Raw genomic sequence first — 17454 nt, forward strand, 5'->3', positions numbered from 1 at the left:
GAGAAAAGACCGTAAGCCTGGGCGAATACGTCGGTCTGGTCGATGCTGATCAGGCTCCTCCAAGCGTCGACGCTGCATAGAAGCCACGCGCATGGTGAGGCTGGCCAGGGTGCGGTCCTTCTCCTCAGTGGTGACCGGGCGAGGGGTGCGGCGCGGCACCCGGGGCCGGTGGAGCTTGCGCATCGGGATGTCGGCCCGGGCCTCCTCGTTGTCCACGAGCCAGGAGAACGACGCTTTCACCGCGGCGAAGTACGTGGCCCGGGTGTCAGCGGACTCCAGCCCGGCGACGTAAGTGACCAGGGCGGCCTGGGTGAGCTCGGTGGGTAGCTGCTCGACGTTTCTGGACAGCACGGTGACCACGCGGCGGCGCTCAACGACGGTGCGCTCACTGCTGCCCTCCGACCGCATCCGCAGCTGCCAGGCGTCCAGCAGGCGGGCGCTGGCCGCTTCCCGCACCGGCAGGGGCAAGACGGTGTCCGCCGGCGGTGTGGGCGGCGTGGCGGCACCCGGGGGCACGGCGACCCGGCCGGCCACCTGCACCCGCTGTCGCGGCCGCGCCCCTACCGGTGCTGTCCGGGCAGCTCGAGCTGCCCGGCCAGGTGTCACTGCAGCAGCCACGCCAGTACATCCGGATTGTTCACCAGTGCTGCGAGCAGCGGTGCGGTGAGGCCGGCGACGGTGTACTCCTTGACGGTGAATCCACCGTGCTTCTGCCGGGCCTTGGCTACGAGCTTGGCGTAGGCGTTGGGTTCAGTGCCGCAGGCCTGTAGGCAGCAGTGCAGCAGCTCGTGCACCAGGTTGATCCGGTTGGCATCCATCGAGTGCGCCGGGTTGAGACCGATGACGTGCTGTGCGTGTCCGGAGAACGCCACCCACTCGTTCTCGTCATCGATGTCAGCCTCGTCGCTGACAGCCCGGATCGCCGCGGCGTCGAGCAGCACCCGAAACCCGACGGCGCCCACTCGGACGGTGGTCGGGATGGGCGGTGCGACGACGGCGACGACCGCGGCGTTATTACCCGATTCGGGCTCCTGGGACACGAGTCCTTCAGCTTCTGTGGAAAACATATATCTCTGAGAGGGTGGAGCTGGGGCCCACTCATCAGCGCGAACAGTTTCGACTGCGGCCCCGGCGAAACATTCCCGACCTCCGCCGACGGCCGGGACGACCAACTCACGGGGGAGCAAGGCAATGCCACGTCGGACGGTGACAGTTACCCGCATCTGGGCCTACGACCGCAGGAAGCTCGACAACATCAAGGACCTCTCGGCGCTGCCCGGAGACCAAGACGTGCTGCACCACGTGCACGCCTACTTCCGTGACATCCCCGCCCACGAGCTGGTCGACCACCCCAAGGAGCGGTACGTCCGCATCGAGAAGGTGACGCCGGCCGGCCGAACAGTCCTGGTAGAGCTCGAGGCGGGCCACTTCGGCGAGCGTGGCCGTACCCGGGACGTCAACACCGGCGCCCAGACAGGGGAGCGCGACGTCCACGAGTCGTCAACCGCCCTCGTCCGCGCACTGTTCGTACTGCCCGAGCGGTCGACGAGCTTGCTGCTGTTCCTGGAGACATCCACCGGCGGTAGCGCCTCCTGGGCCATGGTCGAACCGCTCCGCAAGCACTTGCGAGACCGGTTCGGCGACTTCACCTGGGACAGCGAAGGTCTCGTCGTGCCCGGTGCCTGGATGCAAGCGGCCAACCTGGTCGAGGTGACCGCGGTCATGCACAACCACAGCCCCGACATCGCCTCCAAGGGAGTGCCCAAGGTGGTCGGCAACCTGCGCCACGAACTGGTCCCCCTCCGCGGGGCCAAGACCTTCCCGCGCGGTCTCTTCGACGGGCTGGTGAGCGGTAAAGTAAAGCGAGGCGCGCTGTTCGGGGTCAAGTCCAAGGACATCGACGACATCTTCGTGCGCTTGGAACGCGACGGCCGCAGGAAGACCTTCGCCCTCGGCGACACAGGTGCACCCTTGGCCCGGTGGGTCCTGGCAAAGCCGGGGGACCCGGAGCCGTCGACAGCCGCGGCCGTCGACTTCTTCTTCGACCTCGCACCCGACCTCCTAGAGGCTGTCGGTACCGACTGGCAGGCTGGGGACCGCTTCGGCGACTGGTCGAAGGAGGCGATGAACCTCAAGTCGGAGGTGGCGAAGTGAGCAAGTTCTCGGTCCTGCCCGTGATCCGGGATCACCTCGACACGCTGGAGGATGAGCGCACCGGCAACCGCCGCTGGCAGGACTGGGCCGTCCTCTACGGGATTCCCGTCGGTGCCGCGACGGTGATCATCTGGTGGGACGTGCGACTGCAGGGCATCGGTGAGGTCGTTGGCGGGCTGTCCATCCTGGCTGGGTTCCTCTTCGGCCTGGTGGTCTTCGTCTTCCAGCTCCGCATGGGGGCCGCCGCGGACCCTCGGGTCGCTCCGCAGGGCCTCCTCTCTAGGTTGCTCGACCAGCTCTTCGCGAACATCAGCTACGCCGTCGTCGTCGGGTTCATCACCGTGGTCGTCGCCATAGCGGCCAGCGCGACCCGCTCCCCAGACAAGGCCGGTGACCTGGAGGCCCTCAACAGGTGGTGGTCTGCCTCGATCGTGATGCTCGGCGTGCACCTCACGCTGCTCCTCGGGATGGCACTGCGCCGTCTTCGGCGGGCCTACGCAGAGCTCACGCGCTGACTTGGCCCGCAGATGTTGCAGATACTCACGATCTTGGTCCCCCTCCTCGCCGCGGCATTAACCAGCTGGCGTTGGCCCACCCTGCAGCGTCGCGTGCGCGCTCACGCGGAGTTAGTGAAAGGGCTTCCTGAGGGGTCCGACCGGGACCTTCGCCGCGTCCTAGACAGGGAGATCCAGGCCCTTGCTGCACGAGAGGAGCGACGTCTCGATGGCGGGTCGGAGCGATGGAACGCAGCACTGCGCGGCGGCTTCATCCTCACGTCCTTCGCTGCCCTCGGTGTTGTTTTCGTCGACCGGGACCAAGACATCCGTGAGTTCACCCCGGCCAGCGTGCTGCCGATCTATCGGGACGCCTTCCTGCTCGCCGGTTCCCTGCTGGTGCTCTTCATAGCCATCGCATTCTTGTGGTGGATCACGGGTCAACTGCTGAGCCTCCTCATCCCCCTGAGCCGGGCGGTGAGACGATCGCTGGATGAGCGGGCGGACAAGATGCGCGCGGGGCTGGAGACCACTGCCACACACCCCGCTCACCCACCCAAGACGGACGCTCACCCCGACGCTGACTGACTGGCAGCCGCGAGGTACCCAGCCGCCTGGTCCGCCCTCGCTGTGCAGAGGTGAGGGGCACCCCCTCCCCGGGGTACGGGTCTCGTCACCGCTAGACCTGCTCCCGCCACAACGTCCGACTCTGGGACTTTCCGGCCGCGTTCCGCAGACACGCTGTCGCGGGGTCTCCGCTGGGCCATCCGGCCGGGGGCAGGTTCCTCGCCAGCGGCCGTAGAGTCAGAGAGTGCCGCGAGCGCCCCACCGGTGTCTGTCCTGCGGCACCTCGATCCCCGCAGGCAGGCGCTTCTGCCGGGTCCACGCTGCCGATCATGAGGAGCAGCGAGGAACGCGGGCGCAGCGCGGCTACGGCGGTACCACCGGACGAAGCGGGCGCGCCTCGTGCCGTCGTCGAGGCCGGCGGCGCGCTGTGCTGGCGTTGCGGTCTACTGATCCAGGCCCGGCCGGCCGTGGCACCTAGGCCACGACGACGTCGACCGCTCTCGGTACCGCGGGCCAGAGCACGAGCGGTGCAACACGAGCGCCGCAGCGGTGTCCGTTCACTGACGAACTGCCGTGCGAGACCGGTCGAGTGGATGCCATTCCGGCAGCTCCCCCAGGGGTGGGGGGTCACCCCCTCCCCGCCCCTGCCGCTGTGGTCACCGCCGGTACTGCAGAAAATCCCGGGCGAGGGTCTGGAAGGGACGCAACATCGGCCCTATCTCGGCCCAATCGCCCGGGCCAGGCGGCCCATCGGGTCGATACTGGTCTCTCTGGGGGCCGTTCTGGCCCCGCTGTCCCTGAGGAGTGACCGCCGTGGCAGGGGTGGGCCCGCCCGCCAAGCACCCCACTCTTGGCAGGCGTCGTCGGCAGAGTCTGCCTTTGACATCACTGCCCGCCGGCGGCCTCGGGAGCCGACGTGCCCCGAGGTGGCCCCTACCTGCCGACACTCGCCTCGAGGTGCGTCAGGGGCTGGCTGAGGAGCGCCAGCGTGAGGCCCAGGCCGAGCTCGACGATTGCCAGGACGGGCGCAGTCGCCGGCGCATTGAGCGCGAGATCACCGCAGCGGCCACCGTGGCCGCTGAGTGCGCAGCCAAGCTGGCCCAGATCGACCTAGAGAAGGCGATGTGGCGCGACTTGTGGCGAACCCGCAGGCCGCCGCGTGGGAGGGGATGGGCTCCGGGACAGCTCGCGAGGTTGCCACCTACGTCCGCTTCAAGGTGCGCGGCGAGCTCGGCGACATGGAGGCCGCGAAGGAGTCCCGGCAGTGGTCTGGCCGACTTGGGCTCAACCCGCAGGCGCTACTGCGCCTGCGGTGGGAAGTTGAGCGCACCGAGAAGGCCGAGGCGCGTGGGGCGCCACGCCGTAAGCCCGCCGCGGCCGGACGGTCGACCACACCCCGGCTTGACCCCCGGGCGATGCTGCACGCCGTCCCTGACGCGCCGGCCACGCCACGGTCCCCCATTGCATGACGAGAGCCATGGCGCACGGACGGCGGCGCGCACCACAAATGACCTGGGCCGTCGACCTCGCACACTGTCAGTGGTCGACCGGGGCTCCGGAGTTCTCAGCGACGGCGCAGCGGCACGACATTGTCCGGGCGAAGCGCCACCTGGTCCGCGGCCGTGACAGGCGGCTTGGTCCGCCGCGCGGGTGCTGTGGCGTAGCGGGCGAGCTCGCGCTCCAGGTCTGCCCCGTAACGGTGCATCGCGCGGGCGGCTTTGGCCACGTCGAAGCGAGGACCGTAGGCGAGCTCGAACATCTTCCGCAGCGCGCGAGGCCGTTCCGGCTGTCGGAGATCCCACCCCGGCTCCTGCGTGCGCCAACCGCGCACCCCGATCTGCTTGTGCAGCCCGCGCCTGCGGTCGACGTCGATGAGGCCAACCTCGTACGCCCGCCAAACCAGAGCACCCAGGGACATGCCCCATCGCTGCTTCAACGGGAGGAGCTGCTGGAGAGTCAGGCCCTGGGGGATCTCCTCCAATGCTGCGTCTCGGGGGAAGAGGAAGGCGCCGGCGAAGCGGTCGGCCTGGGCCTCGACGTCGTCGGCGAGAGCCGGCAGTCCCGCCCCGCTCCGGTGCATGACGAGGTGGCCGAGCTCGTGAGCTGCCGTCAGCCGGAGCCGGTCCCAGCTCCCGGTGGCGGCAATGGCCATGATCGGTCGCTCCAGGGCCGGGCCGGTCCAGGTTGTGAAGGCGTCAATCTTGCCGCTGTCGATGGGTTCGACCGAGTAGACGAAGACACCGGCCTTCTCTAGGGCATTGACGACGTTCGGGATGACGGCGTCTGGTGCGATGGAGAGAGCGGCCCGGGTCTGCTGGGCTGCTTCCTCGATGTCGGTGGTCGAGTGAGCCGGCACACGGTTGACCGGCGGATCCACGAACCGAATCAGGTGATGAGCCAGCTCGTGGGCGACCTCGGCACGCCGACGAACCAGGGTCAAGTCCGCTTTGGTGGTCTTCCGAGCCCGATACCGCATGGAACCGTCGCTGAGTTCCTCAGGGACGGGCGTGGTGAAGAAAGCAGGCGGCATGAGGAGGTAAGCGCTGAGCGCCTCGGGAGTCACGGCCGTTGTCGTCGGCCCACCCGTCTCGATTTGGGTGAGCCGAGCACCGGTGATGCCGAGGTGCGAGGCCAGCACGCCGCTCTTGATGCCGCGCAGCTCCCTCGCCTGCTTGACGCGGGAGCCGTTGATCATGCGAGGTCCGGCCCGTCATCATCGCCGTCGCCGGCGATGTCGTCGCGCACGACGAACTCGTCGAGGTCATCGACGCCATCCTGAGGATCAACGGCCACCCATGTGCTGCCGGCCTGGGCGAGCTGGTCGGGAACAGGCAGGCGCCAATGGAAGCCGGCCAGGGCGGCGCGTTCACCGGGCGCTGCCGGCAGGAGGAGATGCTGCACGACCTCTCCATCGGCAGTCACGTGCCAGGTCCACTGCAAGGTGATCCTGGACGGGGCAATCTCATCGCCGAACAGGGCGAGGTTGGCGGCGAGCTCCTGGCCTCGCTTGCGGCTCGTGGGCTGGGCGACGCGAAGCCCATCGGGCTTCTTCATCACGCGCAGCCGTACGTTCCGCGCTGGGTCCAGGGATAGGTACACGCTGTTGCGGTCAGCAGGGTTCGCGTCGTCAGGGTCCAACAGCCCCTCGGCCTCTAGTGCCGCTCGGATCACTGCACGCACCTCGTCCGGGAGGAGCGCATCGCCGACTCCGCGAGGGAAGATCGAGACGCGGGCTTTGGCCGTGAAGACTGCCGTCTCAACGATGTGAGGGAGCTTCGGGGCCAAAGCCAGGACAGAGTGCAGAGCCTGTGCGCCAGTGGCGTAGGGGTGTGCATCCACGACTTAAAATTAAGCGCTAAAAGCACACTTGGCAAGTGGGGCCAGCCAGCTGCGTGATGTCTGTGCTTCGGACAGGCAGCCGGGACTGCTGGACTGCGGGAGCGCCGCGCGTGGGTCGACGGAGACCGTCCCGTGACCAGCCTGGCCCTCCGCCGACGACGGCGAAGGTGGGTAGCCCGAGAACCGCCGCCCGGACCTCTGCGTCGTCGACCTCGGTGTACAGCACAGTCATGGCTACCGAGGCGTGCCGGAGGGCCTCTTGGGCCACCCGCAGGTTGCCGTCGGCGGCCCGCAAGGTGCTCGTGCCAAACCAGTGCCGGAGCTGGTGTGCCGTGCAGGGCAACCCAGCTCGGTCGAAGGTCTTGGACGCGGTCTGGGAGCTGCGGACACTGCGGATGTGCTCGCCAGCCCGCCCGTGGGCCTCAAAGGACGGGAACCACCACCCGCGGTTGGGGTAGCCGGCGGCCTCCTCCGCGATGAGAGGGTGCAGGGGCAGTACAGCCACGACACCGCCCTTCCCACCGATGCGCAGCGTCTGGTCGTAGAGGTCGATGCCCCCGCCTCGGACCCGCGCGATCTCGCTGACTCGCAGTCCCTGGAAGGCGGCCCTCAGGATCCAGGTGCGGGTCGCCGTCGGTTGACGGTGTCGAGCACCGTCGTCAGCTGCTCGTCGGTGACCGGCCGGGGAAGCCGGCGGGGGACACGGGGACGGCGCATCCGGGTCATCGGGTTCTCTGACAGCAGCCCTTCGTCGTCAACGAGCCACCGGAACCAGGCTCGTACCGCCCCCCAGTACGTGGCCCGGCTGCCGACACCCGGGATACCTGCCAGGTAGCCGGCCACGTCGTCAGAGGTGAGAGCGAGCGGGTCGCGGTCGACGACAGCCGCAACCCGCTCCACCACCCGCCGGCGTTCGGTGTACGTGCGTGGCAGGACACCTTCGGCTCGTCGGGAGATCACCCAGCGGTTGAGCAGGATGGTCGTGGTCTCCGTGATCACCTCGGTAGTCGTCACAGCTCGCTCCCCCTGCGGATGGCGCCCAGGACGCGCAGGGCCCTCTCGAGCGCGGCCGCGAGTATGACAGCGGAGGCCGGCTCGAGCTCCGTTAAGTCGAACACCTGCTCGTCCACCCACAGGTACGGCTCGCCGACCGCCCAGCTGAGGCCTACTGGAGTGAGCGCCTCCTCGTCGCACGCGATCACGACGGCCTTGTCCACGGTGAGCCAGTGCTGGCGGGCGACCAGCCCGTCGTCGCGTCGGCCCCTCCCATCGAAGGCGTGGCCGGCGGGCCGGTCACACCATGGCGAACAACCAGGGGCCAACGCGTCGCTCCGTGCTCCGGTGTTGTGGTCCTCCCGGGCGGTCACGCCGCGAGTCCCGCCGTCTGTGCGGCCCACTGGATCGCCGTGAAGTACGCCACCGAGATCGGCTGAGAAAGGGCCGCGGCACCCAGCACTGCCGCCAGGGCACGGAGGTTGGCGCCGCGGCGGTGGGTCAGACGGCACCGGTGTCGGGGGGCGCGGTGGGCGCCCACGTCGCGTCTCCCGGTCGGGTGACTCGTTTGGGAGGCGCCCAGGAATGGGTGACTCCTCCGGGCGTGCAGCTCTACGGCAGTCGCGGGCGCATGTCCCTCTGTGGGGTGGTGACGCGTGTCAACAGCATCCGTCATCATGATCTTGGGTCCTCGTCCTGTAGCCGGGTCGTGGATCAAGGCCTGGTCGGGTGCTCCAACACCTGGCGAGGCCGGCCTACATCTGAGAGTCAGTCCGCAGTCAGTCCGCAACTAGTCCGCAAGAGACCCACCGATAGCCATATGCGACCGTCAGTCTCAGCACACATATTCGCCGCTTGGGCCGTAGAACCGTCTCCTCCCATACGCAACCGTCGATGTGCTCGGAGGTCGCGATTTACTACGACATCTGATCCACCGGCACGCGACCGCGGCCCCCGACCTCACCCGAGGTCGGGGGCCGCGGTGCGTCTGCCCGTCGGAGGGTCGGGGGCGGCCGGGTGGACGACCCGGCCGGGACGTGTCCACCACCAGGGCGCGACCTGCCCGAGCCGACCGGCGGTCTCGGCACTCCTCGCCGTCGAATCGACATGTCTCCCCGCACTAACGTCGAGTCAACACCCGACCACGAGGAGCAACCGATGGCCCGCACCACCCCTGCCCCTCCCCGCCCCGAGCTGGCCCTGGTCGGCGGCTGCGCGTGCGCGGGCCCCCGCTGCTCCATGAGCGGTCCCTGCCTGGACGCGGCACTGTCCGACGAGCGCTTCGCGGTCTGGGCCCCGCGCCGCCGGACCCGCCTGCGCCTGGCCTCCTGACCCACCCGCCGGCTCCCCTGAGGGACCCGGTTTTTCGACTCAACTAGTTCCGCATGTGTCCGTAGTGAGGTCGTCGGCACCACCGCCACGACCACGCCGAGGAGCCACCGTGCTGGGACGACCCAAGACCCGGGTGACCACGACCCACCCCGCCGACGTCCCCCGCGACGTCGAGGCGCTGGAGGAGGTCATCGCCGCGCTGGACTCCGGGGTCTCCGACGAGGCCTCGGCGCACCGCGTCGTCGTCGCCACGCTGGTGCGGGCCCTGGGCCTGGACTACGGCGCCGTCTGGCTGCCGGGCCCCGGTGGCCTGGTGCTGGCCCACGAGACCGGGCCGCTGGTCCCGACCATGGAGCGCTCCTGGGACCGGGCGCGGGTGCTCACCCGGGAGTCCGGGCTGGGCGGCCAGGCACTGGCCCGCCGCACCCCGGTCCTGGCCGGCCCCACGACGGACGCCGCCACCTGCACCCGCTGGGCCACGGCCTCGGCCGCCGGGGCGGGCCAGGGGTGCTTCCTGCCGGTCCTCGAGGACGGCGAGGTGGTGGCCCTGCAGGAGTTCTACGCCCGCACCGAACTGCCCTTCTTCGGCGCCCGGGCGGAGAAGTGGGAGGCCCTGGCGCGGCTCACCGCGCACGCCCGCCGCCGCGCGCTGGCCGAGGCGCTGCTCCAGGAGACCGTCGACGACCGCCTCGCCGTCACCTCCGTCGTCACCGAGATCGGGAACGCCACCACCCAGGCCGACGCCCTGCGCACCGCGCTGGACACCGTCCGCAGCGCCTTCGGGTGGGCCTACGGGTCGTTCTGGGCGCTGGACACCGTCAGCGGCCTGCTCCGCTTCGAGACCGAGTCCGGTTCCGCCGGGGCCGAGTTCCGCGAGGTCACCCTGGGCGCCAGCTTCGCCGAGGGCGTCGGGCTGTCCGGGCGGGCCTGGCGGGCCCGCGACCTGGTCTTCGTCCGCGACCTCGCCGAGATCACCGACTGCGTGCGGGCGCCCGCCGCTCAGCGGGCCGGCGTCCGGTCCGGGGTGTGCTTCCCGATCACCATCGGCGGTCAGGTCATCGGCACGATGGACTTCTTCACCACCGCCACCATCGACCTGTCCGAGTCCCGCGCCTCGGCGCTGCGCAACGTGGCCCAGCTGGTGTCCCAGCGCCTGGAGGTCGTCCGCCGCACCGAGAACGACGCGACCAACGCCCGGGCGCTGCTGGACACCGTGGCCCGGCTCCGTCAGGCCGCCGACGACGCCGGCCGGGTGGCCGAGGCCGCCGTTGGCCAGGCCGCCGCCATGACCGCCGAGGTCGACGCGCTGGGCGAGGCGTCCACGGCCATCGGCGAGGTCATTCGGATCATCTCCGGCATCGCCGACCAGACCAACCTGCTGGCCCTCAACGCCACCATCGAGGCCGCCCGGGCCGGGGAGCTGGGCCGCGGGTTCGCCGTCGTGGCCAACGAGGTCAAGGAGCTGGCCCGGGAGACCGCCGGCGCCACCCAGCGGGTCGCCGACCAGATCGCCGGCATCCAGGACACCACCCGCTCGGTGTCCGCCGGGATCCTGGCGACCAGCCAGCAGATCGGCCAGCTGGACGCCGTCCAGGCCCGGATGGGCGACGTGCTGGAGGAGCAGGCCCGGATGGCGGCGGCCTTCGAGGGCTGAGGCGACCCGGCGCCCCGTGTCGGGGCGCCGGGTCTGCGGTCACAGGACGAAGAGCATCTCCTGGTAGGTGGGCAGCGGCCACAGGTCGTCGGCGACCAGGGACTCGACCTGGTCAGCCGCCGCCCGCACCGAGGCCATCGCCGGCAGCAGGGCGTCGCGGGCGTGCTCTGCCTCGGCCGACGCCCCGTGCCCGGTCTCCGCGGCCAGCGCCGAGCGGAGCACGGCCAGCCCCTCGCGCAGCTGCGCCAGCGGGGCGCTGATCTCCTCCAAGGGAACCAGGTCCGGCTCGAGCCCGACGGCCTTCAGAGCGGCCAGGTTGGTGGCGATCTCGGTCTGGTGCCGGACCGCCGCCGGCAGCACGGACGTCGTCCCGATCTCCAGGGTCAGCCGGGCCTCGACGCCGATGGTGAGCGCGTACTGCTCGAGGCCGATCTCGTAGCGGCTGTGCATCTCCCGGTGGCTGAAGACCCCGTACCGGCTGAAGAGCTCCAGCGCCGGCTCGCTGACCAGCTCGGGCAGCGCGTCCAGCGTCGTGCGCAGGTTGGGCAGACCGCGCGCGGCCGCCTCGACCTGCCACTCCTCGGAGTAGCCGTCCCCGTTGAAGACGACGGCCCCGTGGTCGCTGATCAGCTCCTCCAGCAGCTTCTGGACGGCGGTGTCGAACGCGGTGCCCGCTGCGACGGCGGCCTCCAACGTGGTGGCGATGTGGTCCAGCGCCTCGGCCATGATCGTGTTGAGCGTGACCATCGGCCCGCCGACGGACTGCAGGGAACCGGGCGCGCGGAACTCGAAGCGGTTGCCGGTGAAGGCGAACGGGCTGGTCCGGTTGCGGTCGCCGGGGTCGGTGGGCAGCACCGGGAGGGTGTCCACGCCGATCCTCAGCGTGCCCTTCTCCTTCGACGAGGTCGCACCGCCCTTGGCCACCTGGTCGAACACCTCGGCCAGCTGGTCGCCCAGGAAGATCGAGATGATCGCCGGCGGTGCCTCGTTGGCGCCCAGCCGGTGGTCGTTGCTGGCCGAGGCCACCGACGCGCGCAGCAGGCCCCCGAACTTGTGCACCGCGCGGATGACGGCTGCGCAGAAGACCAGGAACTGGGCGTTCTCGTGCGGGGTCTCACCCGGCAGCAGCAGGTTGCCCTCGGAGGCGTTGCCCAGGGAGAAGTTGACGTGCTTGCCCGACCCGTTGACGCCCTCGAAGGGCTTCTCGTGGAAGAGGCACTCCATGCCGTGCTTCTGGGCGATCCGCTTGAACGTGGTCATCAGCAGCTGCTGGTGGTCCGCGGCGACGTTGCCCCGCTCGAACACCGGCGCGATCTCGAACTGACCGGGGGCGACCTCGTTGTGCCGGGTCTTGGCCGGGATGCCGAGCTTGAACAGCTCCCGCTCGGTGTCCATCATGAAGCCGAGCACCCGCTCGGGGATGGCCCCGAAGTAGTGGTCGTCGAACTCCTGGCCCTTGGGCGGCTTGGTGCCGAACAGGGTGCGGCCGGCGTTGAGCAGGTCGGGGCGGGCCAGGTGGAAGTGCCGGTCGATGAGGAAGTACTCCTGCTCGGCGCCGCAGTAGGAGACGACGGCGTCGGGCTGCTCGTGCCCGAACAGCCGCAGGACCCGCTCGGCGTGCACGGCCATCGACTGCTGGGAGCGCAGCAGCGGGGTCTTGTGGTCCAGGGCGTCACCCTGCATCGACACGAAGACCGTCGGGATGCACAACGTGTTGCCGTTGGGGTTCTCCAGCACGTAGGCCGGGCTGGTGACGTCCCAACCGGTGTAGCCGCGGGCCTCGAAGGTGTTCCGCAGCCCGCCGCTGGGGAAGCTGGAGGCGTCCGGCTCGCCCTGGGTGAGGGTCTTGCCGGCGAACTCGGCCAGCGCCGAGCCGTCCCCGGCGGGCTCGAGGAAGCTGTCGTGCTTCTCCGCGGTCAGGCCGGTGAGCGGGTAGAAGACGTGCGCGTAGTGGGTGGCCCCCTTCTCCATGGCCCAGTCCTTCATCGCCGAGGCGACGGCGTCGGCCACCAGCGGGTCCAGCGGGGCCGCGTGGTCGATGGTGGCCAGCACGGAGCGGTACACCGACTTGGGCAGCCGCTTCTGCATGACGGTCTTGGAGAACACGTTGGCCCCGAACACCTCGCCGGGGGTCTCCCCCAGGTCGAAGCTGACGGCGGGCGGTACGTACGCCTCGACGTCCTTGATGGCCTGCAGACGGACGGCGTTGCCGCTCATGGGCGCTCCTGGCTCGACGGCCGGACCTGTCGGTCCCGGTCCTGCGCCATGGGACCAAGTCCCCGGATCGGGCGTGTTTCCCGGTCGTGAACACCGCGCACGGGCCTGACCTGCGGGTGTTCAGGACCCCCACCGGGCTGGGCATGACCAGGAGCATGCCGCTGCCTGAGCCCCGGGGTCCCCTCTCCTCCGCGCTGTTCGCCGACCTCGTCGGTGGCCGGTCGATCTCCCCCGCCACCCTCGCGCTGGCCGACCAGGCCGCCGCCACCCCCGTGCCGCTGGCCGACGACGACCTGCAGATCACCCTGCACACCTGCTACGAGCTGCACTACCGCGGTTTCCCCGAGGTCGACGAGCGCTGGGAGTGGGACCCGGACCTGCTGCGCCTGCGTGCGGTCCTCGAGGACCGGTTCGAGGCAGCCCTGCACGAGGCGGCCGACCGCTGGGTCGACGACGTCGCCCCGGCCGGGGAGACGGTGGACCGGCAGCTGGCCGCCATGGTGTCCGCCGACGACGGGCCGTCGCTGTCCTCGTTCATGGCCAAGCAGGCCGACGAGCGCCAGTGGGCCGAGTTCCTCACCCTGCGGTCGGTCTACCACCTCAAGGAGGCCGACCCGCACACCTGGGCGATCCCGCGGGTGACCGGCCGGGCCAAGGCCGCGCTGGTGGAGATCCAGGCCGACGAGTACGGCGGCGGCTCCGCCGTCCGGATGCACTCGGCCCTGTTCGGGCGCCTGATGCGCACCTTCGGCCTCGACGACACCCACGGCACCTACGTGGACGCCGCCCCGGCCGAGCAGCTGGCCACGCTGAACGCGATGAGCTTCTTCGGACTGCACCGACGCCTGCGGGGGGCCACGATCGGCCACCTGGCGCTGCTGGAGATGACCTCCACCGAGCCCAGCCGCCGGTACGCCGCCGGCCTGCGCCGCCTGGCCAAGGGCGACGACGCCACGCTGTTCTACGACGAGCACGTCGAGGCCGACGCGGTGCACGAGCAGGTCGCCTCGGTGGACATGTGCGGGTCGCTGGTGCGCGACGAGCCGCAGGTGCACCGCGACGTGCTCTTCGGTGCCGCGGTCGCGCTGGAGCTGGAGACCCGGGCCGGTGCCCGGGTGCTGCAGGAGTGGACGTCGGGCCGGACCGCCCTGCGCACCGTCGCCGGGGTCCCCGCGCACGCCTGACCACGTGGACGCCTGACCCGCCGCAGACGACGGCCCGCCCCCCACGTGGGAGGCGGGCCGTCGTGGCGTCTCAGGACTCCTCGGCCTCCAGGGCGGCCAGCCGGGTGGCCGGTCGTTCCTTGCGGGGTGCCGACGGCGCGGAGAAGCCGGACCGCTTGTGGCTGCCGTCGCAGAAGGGCTTGAGCCCGGACTTGCCGCAGCGGCACAGCGCGACGACGTCGCGGCCCGGGTCGAACTCGTTGCCGTCGGCGTCGACGAGCCGGAAGTCACCGCGGACGACCAGCGGGCCGTCGCGGTAGGGGGTGATGGTGGCGGGCTCACGGTCGTCGGGCACGGTGCTGCCATTCCCCACGGGCCCGGGGGTCCAACCCCCCGGGCGGCCGCGGCGTCCCGACGGTCCCGGCGGGTCAGGACCCGTCGGGCTCGAGGCCGTAGAAGACCTGCTCGACGACGGTGCGGGCGTGCCGGGTCGCGCGGCGGTAGTCGTCGAGGAACTCCCCCGGATCGACGTCCGCGCCGTAGCCGCTGGCCCGGGCGACGCCGGACAGCTCCAGGCCGGGGCGGGGCAGCTGGTCCCCCGGGCGGCCGCGGACCAGGAAGACCGCGTTGCGCGCCTGGCTGGCCCGCTCCCACGCCTCGCGCAGCGCCGCCACCTGCTCGCCGGTCAGCAGCCCGTCGGCGGCCAGCACGTCCAGCGCGGCGATGGTCGGGGTGACCCGCAGGCCCGGGTGGTCGTGGGCGTGCTGCAGCTGCAGCAGCTGCACGGTCCACTCGACGTCGGCCAGCCCCCCGCGACCCAGCTTGGTGTGCGTGGCCGGGTCGGCGCCGCGGGGCAGCCGCTCGCTCTCCACCCGGGCCTTGATCCGCCGGATCTCGGCGACCTGGGCGTCGGTGAGGCCCTCGGCCGGCCAGCGCATCGGGTCGACCAGGTCGCAGAACTGCCGGCCCAGCTCCTCGTCCCCGGCCACCGGCTCGGCCCGCAGCAGCGCCTGCACCTCCCAGACGGAGACCCAGCGGGCGTAGTACTCCCCGAACGCGGACAGGCTGCGCGACATCGAGCCCTGGCGGCCCTCGGGGCGCAGGTTGGCATCCACCTCGAACGCGGGGTCCGGGGCGGGCTCCCCGAGCAGCCGGCGCAGGGCGTGGGCGATCGCGTTGGCCGCCCCGACCGCCTTGGACTCGTCGGCGCCCGGGCGCACCCGGTGCACGAAGAGCACGTCGGCGTCCGAGCCGTAGCTCATCTCCCGCCCGCCCAGCCGGCCCATCCCGATGACGGCCATGTCCACGGGGACCTGGTCGACGGTGACCTTGGCGTCCGCGGCCCAGCTGCGGACGGCGGCGTCCAGCCCGGCCTGCAGGGTGGCGACGGCGACGTCGCGCAGCGCCACCCCGACCGCGACGACGTCCAGCCGGCCCAGCAGGTCCGCGCAGGCCACCCGCAGCAGCTCGGTCCGGCGCAGCGCGCGCAGCACCTTGACGCCCTCGGCGGCGTCCCCGGCGCGGGCCACGGACTGCCGCCAGGCCGAGGACAGCGTGGCGGCGCTGCGGGGTTCGAGCTCCTCGTCGCGGGCCAGCAGCCGCAGCGCCTCCGGTGTCCGGGTGAGCAGCCCCGCGACGTACTGGCTGGAGCCCAGCAGCATGGCCAGCCGCTCGGCGACCTGGCCCTCGTCCCGGAGCAGCCGCAGGTACCACTGGTTGCCGCCCAGGGCCTCCGACACCTGCCGGTAGGCCAGCAGCCCGGCGTCGGGGTCGGCGCAGGAGGCCAGCGTCTGCAGCAGCACCGGGAGCAGGTACCGCTGCATCGACGCCGAGCGGGACACCCCGCCGGTCAGGGCCGCCAGGTGGCGCAGCGCGCCGTCGGGGTCGGCGAAGCCCAGCGCCCGCAGCCACGCGCCGGCGGCCTGGGAGCCCAGCGCGAGCTGCTCGCCGGGCACCCGGGCCACCGCGGACAGCAGGGGCCGGTAGAAGAGCTTCTCGTGGATCCGGCGCACCTCACGGGTGTGCAGTGCCAGCTCCGCGCGCAGCACCGCGACGGCGTCCCCGCGGTGGTCGGGCTTGTAGCCCAGCGAGCGGGCCAGCCACCGCAGCTGCACCTCGTCGGTGGGCAGCAGGTGGGTGCGGCGCAGCCGCAGCAGCTGCAGCCGGTGCTCCACGGTGCGCAGGAACCGGTAGGAGGCCAGCAGGGTGGCGGCGTCGTCCCGGCCGACGTACCCGCCCACCTGCAGGGCGAGCAGCCCCGGGATGGTGCCGCCGGTGCGCAGCGTGACGTCGACCCGGCCGTGCACCAGCTGCAGCAGCTGGACCGAGAACTCCACGTCGCGCAGCCCGCCACGCCCCAGCTTGAGCTCCCGGTCGGCCTGCGCGGGCGGGATCAACGACTCGACCCGACGGCGCATGGCCTGCACCTCGGCGACGAAGCCGGGCCGGTCGCCGGCCTTCCAGACCAGCGGCCACAGCGCGTCGACGTACTCCCGGCCCAGCGAGGGGTCACCGGCCACCGGGCGCATCTTCAGCAGCGCCTGGAACTCCCAGGTGCTGGCCCACTGCCCGTAGTAGGCGGCGAAGGAGGCCACCGTGCGCACCAGCGCACCGGCCTTGCCCTCGGGCCGCAGCGCCGCGTCGACCTCCCAGGCCGCCTCCCGGCAGACCCGCATCAGGGTGCCGGCGACCCGGGTCGCGCTGGCGACGGCGGCCCGCTCGTCGGGCTCGCCGGGCCCGTCGGTGACCGGCTCGGCCACGAACACGACGTCGACGTCGCTGACGTAGTTGAGCTCCCGGCCACCGGTCTTGCCCAGCGCGATGACGGCGAGCCGGCAGGGCGTGGCGTCGGCGGGCTGGTCGGCCACGGCGATGGCCAGCCCGGCCGACAGCACAGCACCGGCGATGTCGGCGAGCTCGCCCGCGACGTCCTCGGCGGGCAGGCCGTCGCCGAGGTCCCGGCCGGCCAGCGACAGCACCGCCCGGTGGTAGGCCCGGCGCAGCATCCGGACCCGCTCGGGCGAGGCATCCAGGGCGGCGGAGCCCAGCCGGACGCCCCACGGCGGGTCGTCGGGGTCAGCGCCGACGGCGGCCAGCAGCTGGCGCTCCAGGAAGTGCGGGGTGGGCCGGGCGGTGCCGCGACCGTCGTCGTCGAGCACCGTCCAGTCACCGGGGTGCGCGACCAGGTGGTCGGCGAGCCCCGAGGACGCCCCGAGGACGGCGAGCAGCCGTCCACGCAGCGTCGCCGACCCGCGCAGCCGGGCCAGCAGCGCGGCGGCCGAGCCGCCGGCGGGGTCCGCGCCGTCCAGGGCCTCGACCAGACGCCACAGCGACAGGGCCGCCAGGTCGGGGTCCCCGGCGCGGGCGAGCGCGGCCACCACGGGAGCGGCCTCGGGGTCGGCGGGCTCGTTGCTGTCCAGGTCCCACAGGCCCAGCGCGGGGTCGCTGAGCAGACGGGCGGCGCGGGCGCCGTCGTCGAAGCCGAACCGGACCAGCCGGACGACGGCCCGGCGGGGGACGTCGGCCAGGTCGACCATCGCCA

At 71.6% G+C, this 17454-nt stretch carries 15 protein-coding genes; 6 read left to right on the plus strand and 9 right to left on the minus strand.

Annotated features, from left to right (window positions below):
- Positions 1-602: 602 nt before the first annotated feature.
- Positions 603-1040 carry a hypothetical protein gene (locus AC0IVP_RS04415; protein ID WP_471754846.1) on the minus strand — a complete coding sequence of 146 codons (438 nt, stop codon included), beginning with the start codon at positions 1038-1040 and terminating at the stop codon, positions 603-605.
- A gap of 166 nt (positions 1041-1206) precedes the next feature.
- Here AC0IVP_RS04415 and AC0IVP_RS04420 point away from each other — a divergent pair, with 166 nt between their 5' ends.
- From AC0IVP_RS04420 to AC0IVP_RS04430, 3 genes are all read left to right on the plus strand, one after another.
- Complete coding sequence (locus AC0IVP_RS04420) at positions 1207-2154, plus strand: hypothetical protein (protein WP_471754848.1); 948 nt, start codon at positions 1207-1209, stop codon at positions 2152-2154.
- Positions 2151-2669: a hypothetical protein gene (locus AC0IVP_RS04425; RefSeq protein ID WP_471754850.1), complete on the plus strand. Its 519-nt coding sequence runs from the start codon at positions 2151-2153 to the stop codon at positions 2667-2669. Before AC0IVP_RS04420 ends, AC0IVP_RS04425 begins: the two co-directional genes overlap by 4 nt.
- Before the next feature lie 93 nt (positions 2670-2762).
- Complete coding sequence (locus tag AC0IVP_RS04430) at positions 2763-3236, plus strand: hypothetical protein (RefSeq protein WP_471754852.1); 474 nt, start codon at positions 2763-2765, stop codon at positions 3234-3236.
- Between the two features lie 1543 nt (positions 3237-4779).
- Here AC0IVP_RS04430 and AC0IVP_RS04435 read toward each other — a convergent pair.
- The 5 genes from AC0IVP_RS04435 to AC0IVP_RS04455 are packed head-to-tail and all read right to left on the minus strand — an operon-like array spanning position 4780 to position 7921.
- A complete protein-coding gene (locus AC0IVP_RS04435) occupies positions 4780-5910 on the minus strand; it encodes an XRE family transcriptional regulator (protein WP_471754854.1) in 1131 nt (376 codons plus the stop codon).
- The gene (locus AC0IVP_RS04440) at positions 5907-6554 is read right to left on the minus strand and encodes a hypothetical protein (RefSeq protein ID WP_471754856.1); all 648 of its coding nucleotides are present in this window, start codon (positions 6552-6554) and stop codon (positions 5907-5909) included. Before AC0IVP_RS04440 ends, AC0IVP_RS04435 begins: the two co-directional genes overlap by 4 nt.
- A 16-nt stretch (positions 6555-6570) precedes the next feature.
- Positions 6571-7170, minus strand: coding sequence for a tyrosine-type recombinase/integrase (locus AC0IVP_RS04445; RefSeq protein WP_471754889.1), 600 nt, complete (start codon positions 7168-7170; stop codon positions 6571-6573).
- A complete protein-coding gene (locus AC0IVP_RS04450; protein WP_471754858.1) occupies positions 7164-7568 on the minus strand; it encodes a hypothetical protein in 405 nt (134 codons plus the stop codon). The genes AC0IVP_RS04445 and AC0IVP_RS04450 overlap by 7 nt, the downstream gene beginning before the upstream one ends.
- Positions 7565-7921, minus strand: coding sequence for a hypothetical protein (locus tag AC0IVP_RS04455; protein WP_471754860.1), 357 nt, complete (start codon positions 7919-7921; stop codon positions 7565-7567). The genes AC0IVP_RS04450 and AC0IVP_RS04455 overlap by 4 nt, the downstream gene beginning before the upstream one ends.
- A 784-nt stretch (positions 7922-8705) precedes the next feature.
- On the opposite strand from AC0IVP_RS04455, the gene AC0IVP_RS04460 reads away from it, so the two are divergent.
- A complete protein-coding gene (locus AC0IVP_RS04460; protein WP_471754862.1) occupies positions 8706-8879 on the plus strand; it encodes a hypothetical protein in 174 nt (57 codons plus the stop codon).
- Positions 8880-8988: 109 nt separating this feature from the next.
- A complete protein-coding gene (locus AC0IVP_RS04465; RefSeq protein ID WP_056297879.1) occupies positions 8989-10533 on the plus strand; it encodes a methyl-accepting chemotaxis protein in 1545 nt (514 codons plus the stop codon).
- Positions 10534-10572: 39 nt separating this feature from the next.
- Here AC0IVP_RS04465 and AC0IVP_RS04470 read toward each other — a convergent pair whose 3' ends face one another.
- Entirely contained in the window at positions 10573-12750 is a 2178-nt protein-coding gene (locus AC0IVP_RS04470; protein WP_471754864.1) for a glutamine synthetase III family protein, read from the minus strand.
- A 155-nt stretch (positions 12751-12905) separates the two neighbouring features.
- On the opposite strand from AC0IVP_RS04470, the gene AC0IVP_RS04475 reads away from it, so the two are divergent.
- Positions 12906-13934 carry an iron-containing redox enzyme family protein gene (locus AC0IVP_RS04475; RefSeq protein WP_471754866.1) on the plus strand — a complete coding sequence of 343 codons (1029 nt, stop codon included), beginning with the start codon at positions 12906-12908 and terminating at the stop codon, positions 13932-13934.
- A 70-nt stretch (positions 13935-14004) separates the two neighbouring features.
- On the opposite strand, the gene AC0IVP_RS04480 is transcribed toward AC0IVP_RS04475, so the two are convergent.
- Both AC0IVP_RS04480 and AC0IVP_RS04485 read right to left on the minus strand, forming a co-directional pair.
- Positions 14005-14268 carry a CDGSH iron-sulfur domain-containing protein gene (locus AC0IVP_RS04480; protein WP_056297869.1) on the minus strand — a complete coding sequence of 88 codons (264 nt, stop codon included), beginning with the start codon at positions 14266-14268 and terminating at the stop codon, positions 14005-14007.
- Positions 14269-14341: 73 nt separating this feature from the next.
- On the minus strand, positions 14342-17449 hold the full coding sequence (locus tag AC0IVP_RS04485; protein ID WP_471754891.1) for a bifunctional [glutamine synthetase] adenylyltransferase/[glutamine synthetase]-adenylyl-L-tyrosine phosphorylase: 3108 nt from the start codon (positions 17447-17449) through the stop codon (positions 14342-14344).
- Positions 17450-17454 lie beyond the last annotated feature (5 nt).

This window comes from Klenkia sp. AC732 (genome assembly GCF_979256525.1).

Bases quoted from the DNA above. Each gene is read 5' to 3' on its own strand.
- AC0IVP_RS04435 (WP_471754854.1), bottom strand. From the start codon at position 5,910: ATGATCAACGGCTCCCGCGTCAAGCAGGCGAGGGAGCTGCGCGGCATC.
- AC0IVP_RS04485 (WP_471754891.1), bottom strand. From the start codon at position 17,449: ATGGTCGACCTGGCCGACGTCCCCCGCCGGGCCGTCGTCCGGCTGGTC.
- AC0IVP_RS04460 (WP_471754862.1), top strand. From the start codon at position 8,706: ATGGCCCGCACCACCCCTGCCCCTCCCCGCCCCGAGCTGGCCCTGGTC.
- AC0IVP_RS04470 (WP_471754864.1), bottom strand. From the start codon at position 12,750: ATGAGCGGCAACGCCGTCCGTCTGCAGGCCATCAAGGACGTCGAGGCG.
- AC0IVP_RS04475 (WP_471754866.1), top strand. From the start codon at position 12,906: ATGCCGCTGCCTGAGCCCCGGGGTCCCCTCTCCTCCGCGCTGTTCGCC.